The sequence below is a fragment of the Brevibacillus invocatus genome, from assembly GCF_003710915.1.
GTDB lineage: Bacteria > Bacillota > Bacilli > Brevibacillales > Brevibacillaceae > Brevibacillus > Brevibacillus invocatus.
In genome coordinates, this window is the sequence record NZ_RHHR01000002.1 from 22,251 (window position 1) to 38,235 (window position 15,985).

Genomic DNA, 15,985 nt, shown 5'->3' on the forward strand with positions numbered 1-15,985 from the left:
CCTTAGAGTTCAGCCTTTAGCTCAAGAATCAAGTCACGCAATTCGGCAGCGCGTTCAAACATCAGACTGCGTGCTGCCTCCTTCATTTCTTCTTCCATCCGTTCGATGACCGCCAGGCGATCCTTCTTCGGCATCTTCTTGAATTCTGCATGTGGCAGATAGTCGGCTTTTTCTTCCGCTACCTTTGTAGCTTCAATCACGTCTCGTACAGCTTTCTTCACCGTCTGCGGCGTGATGCCATTCTTTTCATTGTACGCCATTTGAATCTCGCGACGGCGCTCCGTCTCGCGGATCGCGGCTGTCATGGAATCCGTCATCTTGTCTGCATACATGATGACGCGTCCTTCCGAGTTGCGTGCCGCACGTCCAATCGTCTGGATCAGCGAACGCTCGTTGCGCAGGAAGCCCTCTTTATCCGCATCGAGAATCGCAACCAGTGAAACCTCTGGCAGATCAAGACCCTCACGCAGCAGGTTGATCCCCACCAGCACATCGAACTCACCCAAGCGCAACGAACGCAAAATCTGCATCCGCTCGATGGTCTTGATATCCGAGTGCAAATAGCGCACCTTGATACCGATTTCCTTCAAGTAATCAGTCAGATCCTCCGACATTTTCTTCGTCAACGTCGTGACCAGTACCCGTTCGTCTTTGGCAATCGTCGCCTGAATTTCACCGATCAAATCGTCAATCTGTCCTTTGATCGGACGAACCGATATCGTCGGGTCGACCAGTCCTGTCGGACGGATCACCTGCTCTACCACTTTCGGGGTATGCTCCAGCTCATAGGGGCCAGGTGTTGCGGAGATATAGATCGCCTGCGGTATCTTTTCTTCAAATTCAGCGAACTTCAACGGTCGGTTGTCCCTGGCAGACGGAAGGCGGAAGCCGTGCTCCACCAAGACATCCTTGCGCGCACGGTCGCCATTGTACATCCCACGCACCTGCGGCAAACTGATGTGCGACTCGTCGATCAACACCAGGTAATCCTCTGGGAAGTAGTCCATCAACGTGTAAGGCGCATGGCCTGGAGGGAGTCCGGTAAGATGGCGCGAATAGTTTTCAATACCGGAGCAAAAGCCCATCTCCATCATCATCTCGATGTCGTAGCGCGTACGCTGTTCCAACCGCTGTGCCTCCAGCAGCTTGCCTGCTTCACGAAACTCTGCCAGTCGCTCCTCCAGTTCAGCCTCGATGTTTGCCACAGCCAACTTCAGTTTTTCACTGCGCGTGACATAGTGAGAAGCCGGGAAAATAGCAACATGATCACGCTGTCCCAGAATTTCCCCGGTTAGGACATCGATCGAAGTGATTCGCTCAATCTCATCACCAAAAAATTCAACACGAATCGCCTGCTCTCCATGTGACGCAGGAAAAATCTCCACAACATCTCCACGCACGCGAAAGGTTCCTCGAACAAAGTTGATATCGTTGCGCGTGTACTGAATGTCTACCAAACGATGCAGGATTTCGTCGCGTCCCTTTTCCATTCCGACCCGTAGCGAGAGCAGCAGCTCTCTGTACTCTTCAGGAGAACCCAAACCGTAAATGCAGGAAACAGAGGCAACAATAATCACATCGCGACGCTCAAACAGAGAGCTGGTAGCTGAGTGACGCAGCTTATCGATCTCCTCGTTCACACTGGAATCTTTTTCAATATAAGTATCCGATTGGGGAATGTACGCTTCTGGTTGATAGTAGTCGTAGTAGCTGACGAAATATTCCACAGCGTTGTTGGGGAAAAATTCCTTGAACTCCGCACATAGCTGGGCTGCCAGTGTTTTGTTGTGCGCCATGACCAGTGTCGGTTTGTTCACCTGGGCAATCACCTGGGCCGCTGTGAATGTTTTTCCCGTACCCGTCGCCCCCAGCAAAGTCTGGTGTCGCTTGCCTGCCCGTACGCCCTCGACCAGCTCGGCAATGGCAGTAGGCTGGTCACCGGATGGCTGATACTCCGATACCAATTCAAAACGATCCATTCCCTCGTTCATCTCCTCGTTGCCTATCTTTTCTCATTTCCATTATAACACAATTCCGGGGATGTTAAGCCGGAAATTCGAACAAATGTTTGTCTTCACACTTCATCCTGATTTTCCGATAGTAATAATGAAATCATATTTATGTCCTCACAAGACCCGCCAATTTCAGGGAGGATCGTTATGTCTGACAATACCGTAAAAAACAACCCTTATATACAACCCCATATGAGCTATCAAGGCAAAAAGGAGTTCTCCACAGAGCTTGACAACAATGCCTTCATGAAGCTTTTACTGGAGCAGTTGAAGCATCAGGATCCGATGTCTCCGATGGACAACTCGCAGTTCATCCAACAGACCAGCATGATGACCATGGTCGAAAAAATCACCAAGATGGCAACGCTGATGGAGCAATCCAACAACAGCATGCTCACGTTGGAGAAATACGAGCAGCTGGTTGGACGCACCGCCACCTACACCCTGACGACCGCAGATCCTGTAACCGGTGAAACTTCCACCGAGACCAAGGAAGGCAACATCGAAGCCGTCTACATGGATAATAACAAGATCTACTTCCGTCTTGCCGGAGAAACCACTCCGATTCCTCTCACCGACATTAAAGGACTGGAATCCCAGGGCATGGCCGGAAATGCAATCGACAGCAGTGTGAAGTTCATGGAAATGATCGGCAGCACCGTATCCTACAAAACCACTACGCAAGTGGAAGGAAGCGAGCCTGTTGAGGTCATAAAGGACGGCGTGATCACTGGCTTCTCGATGAAAAACGGCGTGGCTCAATTCCAATTGGATAACGGCGCCACCGTCAAACTGGATGAAATCACGGGCATGTCCGTAAACCCGGATAACCAAGCCATGAGCAGCTCGCTGCAATACGCCCAAATGATCGGATTCTCCGTCACCTACAACCAATCGACTACTAACACAGACGGTACCACCTCTTCCGAAGAGATGTCGGGTATCATCCAGGCTGTCAGCATGAAGAATGGACTGATCGAATTCGTGCTGGAAGACGGCAAAAAAGTGTCACTTCAGCAAATTACCGGCTACGAAGCTCAAGCCTAAAAGCAAAATCCGCACTCCACCGATCGTTGGTGAGTGCGGATTTCTTTTTCTGTAAAAACGCTCGAATCGCTATTCCTTGACAGTAACCTTGCCTGTCAAAGCATCTACCTGAATCGTTGCATCCATCTTCTGTTCTCCACCGCAGAAGCAATGGGCTTTTGTCTGGCGGAACGACAAGTCGTAAGCCAGCTTCCAGGTGACAGCTCCAGTTTCTGGATGGATCATATGGACGTAAGTCAGCTCCAATGGATACGACTTCAGCAACTGATTGACGGCAGCCTGCTGAGGAATGGATTTGGAGGCTTGCTGGAATACCATATCACTCGGGCGATTCACGGTGAACTCCTCGATTGCACCGGTCATGCCTTGAATGGAAATCGTGTACATCCCTTCTTCCAAGCGCTGACCTTCCCGATAGACAGGCGTACCGTTGACGACCATATCTGCTGTGATGAGTGTGGTCTGTTCGTTGCCTACATCACTCAATAGGATTGGATTGGGGCCAGTAGGAAGAAGTCGTCTCAATGCCTCTTCGGCTGTGCTCCAGTCACGTTTTTTGTCCAGCTTCCCATTCTTTTGAACTTCATCCTTGCTGACGAAGCGGAGTACCTCGCCCGTCTTGGCATTCGTCACCAGCATGAGATGCTTTTTCTCTTCTGGTTTCACGGTATCAGGGAACATGCCCAGCTCATATTGCTTATCCGCATTGGCAGCGTCTTGCCGGAAATATCCCCAGATAAAATAGCGCAGCGCACTTCCGTCTTCCCGCTTTTCCTCAAATGACACCAATGGCAGCTTTCCAGGCTCAGCTTTGAACAGCCATCTCACCAGATCGGCGGCCTGAGAGTCTGACATTGCTGACCATCTTTCCCCGGTTCCATTCAGGTTTACCGTTTGAACAGATGGCTGCAAGTCAAGCAATCGCTTGCCATTCATCGCATCCAGCGCACTTCCCGTATGGCTTTGGCTAATGATCCCGTCCTTCACGAGATAGACCAGACGCGCTTCTACTCGCTTATCATTTGGTGCATTTTCAGGGAGCAGGTAGATCAGCTCCAATGGCTTGCTCTCGTTGTAGCGCTGGAGCGCTTGCTGGGAGGAGATGGCGCGCGTAGCCGGAGGGAACGAAGCTGCAATCAGTTTTTCATGCGATTTCCCGTTAAAATTGCGGAACCCGATCAGTCTCCCCGTCGAATCAAAGGTGACGAATGAATCATAGGCATCATCCAGGGACACATGGTTAATCTTCCGGACCAACCGTACAGTAGTCAGTCCATCCTTGGTCACGACTTCTCTGGACTGATACGTATTCCCAATATTTTGCAAGCCTGTTACAAAGGCCACTGCCTTCGTGCTCGCTTGTGCATCTGTCAATGTTGCTGGCTTTTCAGATTTTTGTGGCTTGAGTTCCAGGATCAGCAAATCGCCCGTTGTTGGGTCGAATACAGCGCGATCACCGTTTGGATTCGGATCCTTGGCTGACTCCGCAAACGCAATAGCCACCCCGGATACACCCGGACCATCCACTTCCCCAATATAGACAACATGGCGCTTCGACAATTCCGGAACCAATCGAACCACCTGTTGGATTCCTTTTGTAATCGTTACAGGCACCGGTGTGACAGCAGCAGCCTGCACTTTTTTCACAGCAGCTGCATGAACGTCGACGATGGGTGTCACCCAAAGGCTACCTGCAGCCACTGCTCCTGCCAAAACCAGTAATAAAGGTTTGCGGCTATTCTTCTTCAAAAAAATCCTCTCCCTCGTTGTATCCTAATCTAAGAGACGCATCAAAAATGGTTTTGTTTCCCAAAAAAGGAGTTCTATAAAATAAATTTTACTTAAAAAGAGTAAGCAAACATGAATCTTATACTTGCTTCAAAAAAAGGGGAGAGTTTTTCGCCTAGACTGTGCGTAAACTCTCCCCTGCTTGCTCAAGCTCCAATATTTAGTTTTTCCAGCTTCTGCTTGATCAGCTGGATCACACTGGAACGTCTCAAATCAACGTAGACATTCGTTTTTGCGTCAGGCACGACGATGATTCCCAGCTGATGATGATTCCCAGCATACACGGCGCATTGTACAAACTTGACCTCCCCTTCATACGTGAGCACTTCCATTTTGCAAAAAGCGGAATTAGCTTGAAGGGCAGGATAGAGATCTTCTTTGTTTCGGACATGAATTCCGTTTACTTTTACAATAATCTCACCAGGCAGTATTCCGATTTCTTCTGCTCGTGTCCCCGGGATGACGGCCATCACCTTGATGCCTCGCGAAGATTGAATAAAAAACGGTGATCGTTGTGTCTCGTGATACTGGCTCCAGAAAAACAAGGCCTCGTGACCGAAAATCGCAAAACAAGCAGCGAGTACGATCAATGGAGTCAGCCAAACCGAAAGCGCTGACAACGCTAACAGGATCACAGCATACAAAGCGAGATGCTTCGAAATTTGCTGCGCTTTTTTGAATGGTGTAGTGGTCTGTGTCATGTCGGAAAAGCCGGTTACAGACGGCAAAAGCATGAGCCCGAAGGAAGCCGCTTCCGGCCAGAAAAACGGCCATCCCGGATAAAGCGCTCCATTGATCGCGCCCGGCTCCATCTGCACAAACAAGAACAGTGGAGTCAGCCAGAAGGAATGGAGCAGGTAGGATCCGACGATGCGGCCGCGTTTTCCCTCTACAAAAAGCGGCGAAGCATCTTTTCCCCCATTCCAGCGTACAAGCATGGCCTCGATGAGATGCATGATCGCCACGAGCGCCAAAAGCGGGATCGGTTTGGCCTGTCCAAACATCGCCCACAGGTCACCGGCCACAGGAATGGCAACAGGACCTGGAAACACGCTTGCTATGCCATGCAAAAGCGCCAATAGTCCAGCAGCGTAGGCAAAGCACAGAAAGCGCAAGCGAATCAGTGCCAGTATCAATGCCAATCCCCATAACAGGTACAAGTCCTGCGCCTGGATGACGACACCCAGACCAGCTGCCAGCAAGGAAATCAGCACACCGCCTGCCAGCCCCATCCCTGCAGAACGAATTGTCTGCAAAACAGGGGTCTGGATACGAGCGGCAAACAGCTGTCTTTCGAAATGCATCTGTCGCCGGTAATGCAAGTAAATGACGAGCAAAAACAAGTAGAAAACTGGATTTAGAAAAAGCATGGGTATTGCATATAAAATTGAGAGCACGTCTCCTTGAATCGTCAAATGCCTCACCTCGATGGTAAAAGAAAAACCACGACATGTAATTTGCCGTGGTTACCACTTCTACGAGAGCAAGGAAATTCCCTTCCTTACACGTACGGTTTATTTTGTTGATACTACATCGAGTGCTTTTTGCAATTGCAGATCATTCTCTGGCTTGCGCATGGTCTCACGCAGAGAATCCTCCAATGCAGCACGTGTAGCAGCATCTACTTTTCCTGACACAGTCAATTTTTTCGATGTCTGGAACTGCTTGATCATCTGCTCTGTCTTTTGATCAAAATAGCCGTCATCTCTACCTGGCGACAGATTTAATCCAGTCAGGATCAATTGCAGGTTCTTCACATCATTGCCCGTCATATCACGGGCAAGGTCTTTGTCCGCAGGCAGCTGAGTAGCGTTGAAATAAGCGGGCTGCTTCACCTCGAAATCAGGCACGATGCCTTTTTCATGGACCCAGTCGCCATTCGGAGTCAGCCATTTCGCGATAGTCAGCTTCAACTGGCTCTTGTCTTCCATTTCCATCGTGCTTTGCACGGTTCCTTTTCCGAAGCTCTTCTCGCCTACCAGCTTGTAGTTGCCGCTGTCACGCATCGCTCCTGCGAGGATTTCCGAAGCACTGGCGCTTCCACCGTTGATCAGCACTGTGATCGGATACGGTTTGGCCGCTTCCGTTTTCGAGCGGTACTCTTCACGCTGTTTTCCGCCATTGCCATACTCGATCTGCACAATCATGCCGTTATTCGGCACGAGCATTTCCCCGATTTCCTTCACTGCCAACAGATAGCCGCCCGGGTTGCCGCGAACGTCGATGACAAGTCCGCCAATTCCCTTTTTCTCCAGCTCTGCCAGCTGATCTTTGAAATGCTTGGCGGTCTCTGTCGAGAATTGTGTCAGAGCGATCACGCCTACCTTGACGCCGTTTTTCTCCATGATCTGGCTGTTGACCGTTTCGATTGGAATATCGTCCCGCACACAGACGATCGTAAGCGGTTCAGCTACACCTTGACGAACGATTTGCAGAACTGCTTTTGTTCCTTTCGGGCCGCGGATTTTGGTCACAGCCTGGTGCAAGTCCAGGCCTTCCAGCGACTCGCCGTTGACACTGATGATCTGGTCATTCGGTTTCAAACCCGCTTTTTCAGCAGGAGATCCCTTAAACGGAGATACGATTGTGACGCGACCATTCTGCATGGTTACCTCGGTTCCAATTCCTTGGAACGTCGAGTGCAAAGTGGAGGTAAAATCGGCTGCCGTCTTTGGATCCATGTAATCACTGTACGGGTCCTGCAGCGAACCGACCATGCCACCAATCGCGCCTTCAACCAACTGTTCCGTGGTGACATTTTCGATATACTCTTTCTTAATTGCAGAAAAAGCTTCGTAAAGCTTCTGGAACTCTTCCGGATATCCTTGGGTACCTGGGGCAGAAAGCTTATTCGTTGAAGCCGTGAGTGCCGCATTCGAGGTTGCGCTGACTGAAGGCCGGAGCAGCGTCATTGTAAAGATGCTACTAGCTACCATCGAAACGAGTACAAGCCCTAGTACGGTACGTCCTTTCCATCTCACTTTCACGTCACCATCCTTTTTGCTACCGGCGAAAAGATTCCTGTTAGTCTATGCGTTTTCAGGTAGCAATATTTGTGTGGATCGGACCGGAACTACTTTAAGTAAGGCAGTGGATTAACAGCTACGTCATTTTTGTAGACGGTAAAGTGCAGGTGATTCCCAGTCGAACGACCCGTTGAGCCTACCTCGGCAATTTTTTGCCCTACATTCACTCTTTGTCCGACCGATACTTTGATTCCGCCCTCGCGAATGTGGGCGTACAAGGTTGTAATTTCATCGCTGTGCTTGATCATGACCGTATTCCCAAAACCGTTGTAGTACCCGGCGTAAGTCACGATACCAGAGGCTGCCGCCATAATGGTGGTTCCTTTTGGCGCTGCCATGTCTAAACCATTATGCCCAGCTGATTTCCCAGTAAACGGGTCCTTTCGAACTCCGAAGCCGGAAGAAAAGCGGAACGCTCCATCCGTGATCGGCAGGGCCAATCTGCCGCCTTTGTACCCGCTGCTACTTGCGCTCATCGCCCGCACTTGCTCCGCGTACTTGGCAGATTCCTGCTTCGTAATTTGCATCAGCATTTGACCGGCCTCCGCCAGGTCTGCTTCCATTTTCTGCTCCTGCTTGTTCAACTCAGCCACGATGACCTGGCTCTTTTTGTATTGGCTGTCCAGCTCAGCCTTCAATGTTTCGGCTTCGTCGTACATCCCCGCATATACGGTCAATTGATGGTCAATCTCTTTCTTTTTCGTTTCAATCGTCGCTTTGTCGCGCAGGTTGTCTTCAAGAATACGCGTATCCTGCGCCAAAATCAACTGAAGGCCCTCCATCCGCGTGAGGAAATCGCCAAAGTCAGAGGAACCCAAGAGCACGTCCAGATACGATACTGTACCTCGCTCGTACATGGATTTGACACGAGTCTTCAGCAAGGTTTCGCGTTTTGCCACGCGATCCTTCGCTTCATCCAGCTCGTCCTGTGCTTGGGCTGCTTTCAGCGTCGTCTCTTCCATTTGCTTTTCGAGCTTGTCCAATTTTGACTGCGCTTCATTGCGTCGCAGGTCAATTTGCATGAGCTCTGTGTTCAAATTCTTGATTTGTTTCTGAACCTGAGCAATACTTTGCTCCGTTTGCTTCATTTGCTTTCTCTGGTCTTCTTTCTTTTTGCGAATCTCTGCAAGCTCCCGATTGATTTTATCCAGGGACTGTTTGCTCGCGGCATGGCTGACTTCAACTGGGATGTTTGCAGATCCGACCAGCAAACCTGCTATCAAGAGGGATAGTAGGATCTTCTTTTTCATGATTCTCCTCCCACAAACTCATTTTACACCCGCAAGAAGCGGCGGACAGACACCAAACTTCCCCAAATGCCGATAAAGGCACCAATCGCTACGAGCGCAAGTGCAACCTGGTTGACCAGTGGGAAGAGTGGTAACAGTTTGAACAGTTGTGAAGCTTCAAAGCTGGAATGAATCGCATCCAGCAGGTAATAGTATCCTACTGACAGCATGATGGTCGGAATCAACGCTCCGGCAATGCCCATGAGCAGACCCTCTACGAAGAATGGCCAGCGAATAAACCAGTTCGTTGCCCCTACCAGCTTCATAATCTCGATCTCCCGACGTCGGGCGACAATCGTCAGCTTGATCGTATTGGCAATCAGGAACATCGCTGTGAAGCCAAGTCCAATAATGAAGGCAATCCCTACATTACGCACAGCCCCGGTAACTGCGAAGAGCTTTTCCACCGTACCTTCGCCATAGGTCAGGTTTTTCACATACTCCAGCTTCTTGATCTGAGCGGCCACGGCAGCCGTATCCTGTGGCTGAGCAGTCTTGACCACGAAAGCGTCCGGAAGCGGGTTATCCTTCTCCAAGCCTTCGAAAAGATATGCCTTGTCTCCCAAGCTTTCCTTAAACTGCTTTAATCCTTCATCCTTGGGGATAAACTGGACAGTACTCACCTTGGGGATCGCTTTGATATTTTCTTCTACCTGCTGTACGTTTGCCTCGGTAGCCAGGACGTCCATGAAGACGCGAATCTCTACCTGTTTTTCTACCGATTGTGCAAAGTAGTTGACGTTCATCGCCAGGATGAGAAATACGCCAAGAATTAATAGAGTAATGGCTACGGCACTAATAGAAGCGAACGACATCCAGCCGTTCCGGCCGAGGTTTTTTACCCCTTCACGGACATGGCGTCCCAGCGTTCTAATCTTCATAACCGTATTCCCCTCTCTGCTCGTCACGGGCGATCGTACCCGCTTCAATCGCGACAACCCGCTTTCTCATGGTGTTGACAATCTCCCGGTTATGCGTCGCCATGACGACAGTTGTGCCTCGCTGGTTGATCTCATCAAACAGCTTCATGATTTCCCAGGAGGTATCCGGGTCGAGGTTTCCCGTAGGCTCATCGGCAATGATGATGCCAGGGCTGTTGACCAACGCCCTTGCCAGCGCCACACGCTGCTGCTCCCCACCGGAAAGCTCGCTCGGAAGCATTTTCGCCTTATGCTTCAGCTTGACTAGGCCCAGCACATCCATCACGCGTGGTTTGATCTGCTTGGGATTGGCTTCGATGACTTCCATCGCAAATGCGACATTTTCGAACACCGTCAGCGTCGGCAGCAGCTTGAAATCCTGGAAGACGACACCGATGCTGCGCCGTACCAAAGGAATCTGACGCTCCTTGATCCGGCTGACATTGAAGCCTCCGAGGAAAATCTGTCCCTTGGTCGGCTTTTCTTCACGATACATCAATTTGATAAACGTGGATTTACCCGCACCGCTGGGCCCCACTACATACACAAATTCGCCCTTTTCAATCCGAATATTGACGCCCTTGAGCGCATTTGTGCCATTCGGATACGTTTTCCATACATCGAACATCTCGATCAAGTCCATCACATCCTACGTTGTCTGATCGTTCTTAGCCTTTGTCTGCAAAATCGACAAAAGAACACATCCATTTCTCATCTGCTGTTGCCGTTTGTTGGAAAACAGCGAGAAACTTCATCCTACCTATTATAACACCGTGTTTCACGGATGGTATCCTCTAAATCTCTCATTTCTTGTCGAAAAGGCTACGCTTCACCGACATTCCGACATGTTTTTTGTATAGTACGTCCTCACTTCTCGAAGTCGAAGACGCTCTCATTCATTGCTAGAAAAGGTATAACAGCTGCGATAAGTATGCTGTGAACACACCGTACGCTGGTCTGCGAACCACACACCCGTTACAATAGTAAAGAAGTTAACCTTTAGAAGGAGGTACGTTCAGATGAACAACTTTGTTTACCGCAACCCTACAGAACTGATCTTTGGGCGGGGGCAACTGTCCGTTCTCGAAGCGAAGGCAAAACAACTGGGCTCCACGGTCCTGCTCGTATATGGAGGAGGAAGCATCAAGCGCTCCGGACTGTACGACAAAGTTGTCTCCCAGCTGCAGGCTGCAGAGTGTCGGGTGATCGAGCTGTCTGGGGTAGAACCCAATCCACGGCTCAACACCGTGAAGAAGGGAATTGAACTGTGCCGTCAGGAAGGGGTAGAGTGGATCCTTGCTGTCGGAGGAGGCAGCGTGATCGATGCCGCCAAAGCTGTGGCTGTCGGAGTGCCGTATGAAGGAGATGTATGGGACTTTTATACTCGTAAAGCAGTCGCAGAGAGTGCATTGCCACTAGGTACTGTACTCACGCTGGCAGCAACCGGCTCAGAAATGAATCGGGGCAGCGTCATTACCAACTGGGAAACGCAGGAGAAATTCGGGGGGACGTGTACATTTCCGACGTTTTCGATCCTGGATCCTGAAAATACCTTCACCGTACCGCGTGATCAAACCATCTACGGTATTTGCGATATTATGTCTCACGTGTTTGAGCAGTATTTCAGTCACACCACTGAAATTCCATTGCAAACACGGTTTGCTGAATCCATTATGAAAACGGTCATCGAGAATGCGGAGCGCGTTCTGGAGAACCCGGAGGATTACGATGCCCGCGCCAATATCCTGTATTGCGGAACCATGGCTTTGAACGGTACACTGCCTGTCGGCGTTGATACGGATTGGGCGACTCATTCCATCGAGCATGCCGTAAGTGCTGTTTACGACATTCCGCACGGTGGCGGGCTGGCGATCATCTTCCCGCAATGGATGCGTTATGTATACCGCGAAAATGTTGCTCGCTTTGTCCGTTTTGCCGTCGAAGTGTGGAATGTTGATCCTGCAGGCAAGACGGATGATGAAGTGGCTTTGGCAGGTATTGAAGCGACAGCAGCTTTCTTTGCCCGAATCGGCGCCCCTACTCGTCTGGCCGACTACAAGATTGGCGATGACCAACTCGAGGTTATGGCGCAAAAAGCGACTCCATTCGGTCCGATTGGACGCTTCAAACCATTGGGCAGCGAGGATGTAGCGGAGATTTTACGCATGTCCTTGTAATAAACCTGCGAAAACGCCTCTCTCCCATGTGGAGACAGGCGTTTTTATTCTCTAACTAAAAATACCGGACAGGCCTCATGCCCATCCGGTACTGGTATCCTTACGCTGGCGAGCCAACATCGATCAAGGATTCAATCATGACCTTTTGACTATTTTTATCTACCCAAGCATGCGTGTCGACGAGCAGCTTGCGGTATACCTTAATTTGTTCTTCCACCTGATTGCGAGCTGTGCCACCCAGCACGTTGCGCGCATTCACTACTGTCTCTATAGCCAGTGCCTCGTACACATCCTCGCCAATCACACCAGAGAAGCTCTGGAATTCTGCCAAGGACATGTCCAGCAAGTATTTCTTGTTCTCGATGCAGTACAGAACCGTTTTCCCTACCACTTCATGCGCTTCCCGGAACGGCATGTTTTTACGCACCAGATAGTCCGCCAGATCCGTCGCGTTGGAGAAGTCTTGCGTAACGGCTTGGCGCATGCGCTCTTCTCTAACCTGCATGGTCTTGATCATCGGAGTCAACAGCGCCAACGCCCCATGAAGTGTCGCGACTGTGTCGAACATGCCTTCCTTGTCTTCTTGCATATCCTTGTTGTACGCAAGCGGCAGGCCTTTCAACACGGTCAGCAAGCCCACGAGATTGCCGTACACCCGTCCTGTTTTCCCGCGCACCAGCTCTGCCACATCCGGATTTTTCTTCTGCGGCATGATGCTGGAGCCTGTGCAGAACTCATCATCGAGCTCAATGAAGGAAAACTCCTGGCTGCTCCATATCACCAGTTCCTCACACAAACGCGAGAGGTGCGTCATGATCAGAGAGGAATCGGCTAAAAATTCAACGATAAAATCTCTGTCGCTTACCGCATCCATGCTGTTTTGATAAACGCCATCAAACTGCAGCAGCTCTGCAACAAAGGTGCGATCGATCGGGAATGTAGTCCCAGCCAACGCACCAGCGCCAAGCGGCAAAACGTTGACCCGTTTCCAGGTCTCGGTCATGCGCTCGATGTCGCGTTGCAGCATGGACACGTACGCCATCAGATGATAGCCGAACAATACTGGCTGTGCACGTTGAAGATGCGTGTAGCCTGGCATCACCGTATCGAGATGCTGATTTGCCTTTTCGATCAGCGCTTCCTGCAAATACATCGCCAGCTGGATGATTTCCATGAGCTTTTCTCTGAGGTACAGGTGCATATCCGTCGCTACCTGATCGTTACGGCTGCGGCCCGTGTGGAGCTTGCCCCCCACCGAACCGATTTCTTCGATCAGCATTTTCTCAATATTCATATGGACATCTTCGTGTGCGACAAGAAATTGTGCCTGCCCCCGCTCGATTTTTTCCTTCACCTTTTTCAAGCCCGCAATAATCTGTCTAACTTCCTCCATTGGCAGGATGCCGCACTTGCCCAGCATGGCTACATGTGCCAGGCTCCCGACGATATCCTGTCGCCACATCTGCTGGTCAAAAGAGATGGAAGCTGTATACTCTTCTACGAGCTGATTCGTCGGCTTCGTGAAGCGTCCTCCCCACAGTTTCATTGCTTGATCGCATCCTTTTCGTCCAAGATCTTGATGGCTGTATTTACGTTCTCATGCAGAACGCCTTCATTGACTTGTGCGTATACCTGGGTTGGCAGACCCCACAGCTTGATGAAGCCCAATGCTGCTTTGTGGTCAAACTGGTCACCCGCATTGTAGGTAGCCAGCTCGTGGCTGTAGAGCGAAGACGCCGATTTGCGTCCTACCACGATCGCATGGCCTTTGTGCAGCTTCACGCGCACCACGCCGGTCACGTGTTTTTGTGTTTCCTCGATGAATGCTTGAACCGCATTGCGGATCGGAGAGTACCAGAGTCCCTCGTAGATCACCTGCGACATTTTTTGTTCGATAATCGGTTTGAATTGCGCTACCTCGCGAGGCTGAGTCAGGAATTCCAGCTCACGGTGCGCCAGAATCAAGGTAGTCGCTGCTGGTGTTTCGTATACCTCACGCGATTTGATACCGACCAAACGGTTTTCTACGTGGTCAATACGTCCAACACCGTGGTTACCTGCGATCTTGTTCAGCTTCAGGATCAGTTCAGACAGTGCCAGTTCTTCGCCATTCAGCGCAGTTGGCACGCCTTTTACGAACGTGATTTCGATTTCTTCTGCTTGATCCGGTGCATCTGCAATGGATTTGGTCAGATCGTATGCACCCTCTGGTGGAGCTGCCCAAGGATCTTCCAGAACGCCGCACTCGCAGCTTCTGCCCCACAGGTTTTGGTCAATGCTGTATGGATTGTCCAGATCGATCGGGATCGGGATATTGTTCTTTTTCGCATATTCGATCTCTTCGTCACGCGTCCAGCCCCATTCACGAACCGGCGCCACGATTTTGATGTTCGGGTTCAACGCTGTGAAGGAAACGTCAAAGCGAACCTGGTCATTTCCTTTTCCGGTGCAACCGTGAGCAACGGCTACTGCGCCTTCTTTTTCAGCGATTTCAACCAGAACGCGGGAAATCAGGTAACGGGACAGTGCCGATACCAGTGGATACTTGCCTTCATACATCGCGTTTGCCTGCAAGGCTGGCAGAACGAATTCCTGCGCGAATGCTTCCTTCGCATCCACTACAATCGATTTCAGTGCGCCAACTTGCAGCGCCTTTTTCTGTACAAAATCAAGGTCTTTTCCTTCTCCTACATCAAGGGCAACCGCAATAACATCATAGTTGTAGGTTTCTTGCAGCCATTTGATTGCTACTGATGTATCTAAACCGCCTGAATAGGCCAAAACAATTTTTTCTTTAGACATCGCTCTTCTCTCCCTGTACACGAAAGATTTTCTTATGTGAGTAATTATACAAACTTATTTATAAAAATACAACCACTTTTATTGAACTCCTTCTCCATTTTCACAGGTAAAATTACGTAGAGGTTCCATGCAGACAAAACCGGATAAGATATTCATCTCATCCGGCCATTTTTCTTACCCCTCTTATTTGATTGCATAAGATACTTTAGGAATGTATGCTTCACCCTTCTTTTTGCCAATCCACTCCAGCTCAGCGACCGCCAGCAATTCGAAGTTCTCAGCGACGTGGATATCTCCCTGCGAGCGCCAATCTGAAATAATCGGGTACATCTTATCGTAAAAACCATTTATGAACCACATGTCAAATAATAGATCCGGATGTATAAGTCCGTTTTTATACAGCACACCGACCATCTCGAAAAATCCGTACAACGTGACAAAGTGCGAAAATCCTTCACTGCCACGCGGGAACTGCTCCCAGAAGGCCGATGGGTCGATTGCTTCATGCAGTCCCAACTCTTTGGTAAACCATCTTTTCGCTGTCCGCAGACGCTCTGATTCAAACTGATCGTACAACTTTAGAATCATTTCTCCATCCTGATAGGTAGGAATCATGGACTTTTCACCTCTTGAAAAATATGGAAGCACATGTCCAGTATCTCTTTTTTTCACTCTTCTGGCAAGAAGCTGCTCGCAATCAAGAAGTCATCGAATGTTTTTCCAAATATTCAATCCTGCTTACGATCATTTGCACCTTTTGATAGATTTCCATGCGACTTTGCCAATTCAATGCCGCTGAGGTTACGGTATCCTTGATCTCTTCTTTCATCTTATTCAGTGCTGTGATGTCCGTCATAGACAATATCTCTGTTTCAAACATGCTCATTCTATACACCTCATTTGAAATGACATTTTGCCCAAACT

13 protein-coding genes are annotated in these 15,985 nt (G+C 49.8%); 2 read left to right on the forward strand and 11 right to left on the reverse strand.

Going from position 1 to position 15,985, the window contains the following annotated elements:
* Window positions 1-2: 2 nt before the first annotated feature.
* Window positions 3-1,979, reverse strand: coding sequence for an excinuclease ABC subunit UvrB (gene uvrB, locus EDM52_RS00510; RefSeq protein WP_122907087.1), 1,977 nt, complete (start codon window positions 1,977-1,979; stop codon window positions 3-5).
* 180 nt (window positions 1,980-2,159) lie between these two features.
* On the opposite strand from uvrB, the gene EDM52_RS00515 reads away from it, so the two are divergent.
* Window positions 2,160-3,059 carry a flagellar hook assembly protein FlgD gene (locus EDM52_RS00515; RefSeq protein ID WP_122907088.1) on the forward strand — a complete coding sequence of 300 codons (900 nt, stop codon included), beginning with the start codon at window positions 2,160-2,162 and terminating at the stop codon, window positions 3,057-3,059.
* A gap of 69 nt (window positions 3,060-3,128) precedes the next feature.
* On the opposite strand, the gene EDM52_RS00520 is transcribed toward EDM52_RS00515, so the two are convergent.
* The 6 genes from EDM52_RS00520 to ftsE form a co-directional block, all read right to left on the reverse strand.
* Window positions 3,129-4,808, reverse strand: a complete 1,680-nt coding sequence (locus EDM52_RS00520) for a hypothetical protein (RefSeq protein WP_245996399.1) — start codon at window positions 4,806-4,808, stop codon at window positions 3,129-3,131.
* Window positions 4,809-4,993: 185 nt separating this feature from the next.
* On the reverse strand, window positions 4,994-6,262 hold the full coding sequence (locus tag EDM52_RS00525) for a PDZ domain-containing protein (protein ID WP_122907090.1): 1,269 nt from the start codon (window positions 6,260-6,262) through the stop codon (window positions 4,994-4,996).
* 99 nt (window positions 6,263-6,361) lie between these two features.
* Window positions 6,362-7,828 carry a S41 family peptidase gene (locus tag EDM52_RS00530; RefSeq protein ID WP_122907144.1) on the reverse strand — a complete coding sequence of 489 codons (1,467 nt, stop codon included), beginning with the start codon at window positions 7,826-7,828 and terminating at the stop codon, window positions 6,362-6,364.
* A gap of 92 nt (window positions 7,829-7,920) precedes the next feature.
* A complete protein-coding gene (locus EDM52_RS00535; protein WP_122907091.1) occupies window positions 7,921-9,123 on the reverse strand; it encodes a murein hydrolase activator EnvC family protein in 1,203 nt (400 codons plus the stop codon).
* 23 nt (window positions 9,124-9,146) lie between these two features.
* Window positions 9,147-10,043, reverse strand: coding sequence for a permease-like cell division protein FtsX (gene ftsX / locus EDM52_RS00540; RefSeq protein WP_122907092.1), 897 nt, complete (start codon window positions 10,041-10,043; stop codon window positions 9,147-9,149).
* On the reverse strand, window positions 10,033-10,719 hold the full coding sequence (gene ftsE, locus EDM52_RS00545; protein ID WP_122907093.1) for a cell division ATP-binding protein FtsE: 687 nt from the start codon (window positions 10,717-10,719) through the stop codon (window positions 10,033-10,035). Before ftsE ends, ftsX begins: the two co-directional genes overlap by 11 nt.
* Before the next feature lie 382 nt (window positions 10,720-11,101).
* Here ftsE and EDM52_RS00550 point away from each other — a divergent pair, with 382 nt between their 5' ends.
* A complete protein-coding gene (locus tag EDM52_RS00550) occupies window positions 11,102-12,259 on the forward strand; it encodes an iron-containing alcohol dehydrogenase (protein WP_122907094.1) in 1,158 nt (385 codons plus the stop codon).
* Window positions 12,260-12,359: 100 nt separating this feature from the next.
* On the opposite strand, the gene argH is transcribed toward EDM52_RS00550, so the two are convergent.
* The 4 genes from argH to EDM52_RS00570 all read right to left on the reverse strand — a co-directional run bounded on the left by argH (window position 12,360) and on the right by EDM52_RS00570 (window position 15,947).
* Complete coding sequence (gene argH, locus EDM52_RS00555) at window positions 12,360-13,805, reverse strand: argininosuccinate lyase (protein ID WP_122907095.1); 1,446 nt, start codon at window positions 13,803-13,805, stop codon at window positions 12,360-12,362.
* Window positions 13,802-15,061, reverse strand: a complete 1,260-nt coding sequence (locus EDM52_RS00560) for an argininosuccinate synthase (protein WP_122907096.1) — start codon at window positions 15,059-15,061, stop codon at window positions 13,802-13,804. Before EDM52_RS00560 ends, argH begins: the two co-directional genes overlap by 4 nt.
* 183 nt (window positions 15,062-15,244) lie before the next feature.
* Window positions 15,245-15,676 (reverse strand): DUF4760 domain-containing protein, encoded by a 432-nt coding sequence (locus tag EDM52_RS00565; RefSeq protein WP_122907097.1) that lies wholly within the window; start codon window positions 15,674-15,676, stop codon window positions 15,245-15,247.
* A gap of 82 nt (window positions 15,677-15,758) precedes the next feature.
* Entirely contained in the window at window positions 15,759-15,947 is a 189-nt protein-coding gene (locus EDM52_RS00570) for a hypothetical protein (RefSeq protein WP_057134217.1), read from the reverse strand.
* Between the last annotated feature and the right edge of the window lie 38 nt (window positions 15,948-15,985).

What these genes read in the sequence shown, in the direction of transcription:
- uvrB (WP_122907087.1), bottom strand. Translation starts at nt 1,979, where the DNA reads ATGGATCGTTTTGAATTGGTATCGGAGTATCAGCCATCCGGTGACCAG.
- EDM52_RS00515 (WP_122907088.1), top strand. Translation starts at nt 2,160, where the DNA reads ATGTCTGACAATACCGTAAAAAACAACCCTTATATACAACCCCATATG.
- EDM52_RS00535 (WP_122907091.1), bottom strand. Translation starts at nt 9,123, where the DNA reads ATGAAAAAGAAGATCCTACTATCCCTCTTGATAGCAGGTTTGCTGGTC.
- ftsX (WP_122907092.1), bottom strand. Translation starts at nt 10,043, where the DNA reads ATGAAGATTAGAACGCTGGGACGCCATGTCCGTGAAGGGGTAAAAAAC.
- EDM52_RS00550 (WP_122907094.1), top strand. Translation starts at nt 11,102, where the DNA reads ATGAACAACTTTGTTTACCGCAACCCTACAGAACTGATCTTTGGGCGG.
- argH (WP_122907095.1), bottom strand. Translation starts at nt 13,805, where the DNA reads ATGAAACTGTGGGGAGGACGCTTCACGAAGCCGACGAATCAGCTCGTA.
- EDM52_RS00560 (WP_122907096.1), bottom strand. Translation starts at nt 15,061, where the DNA reads ATGTCTAAAGAAAAAATTGTTTTGGCCTATTCAGGCGGTTTAGATACA.
- EDM52_RS00565 (WP_122907097.1), bottom strand. Translation starts at nt 15,676, where the DNA reads ATGATTCCTACCTATCAGGATGGAGAAATGATTCTAAAGTTGTACGAT.
- EDM52_RS00570 (WP_057134217.1), bottom strand. Translation starts at nt 15,947, where the DNA reads ATGAGCATGTTTGAAACAGAGATATTGTCTATGACGGACATCACAGCA.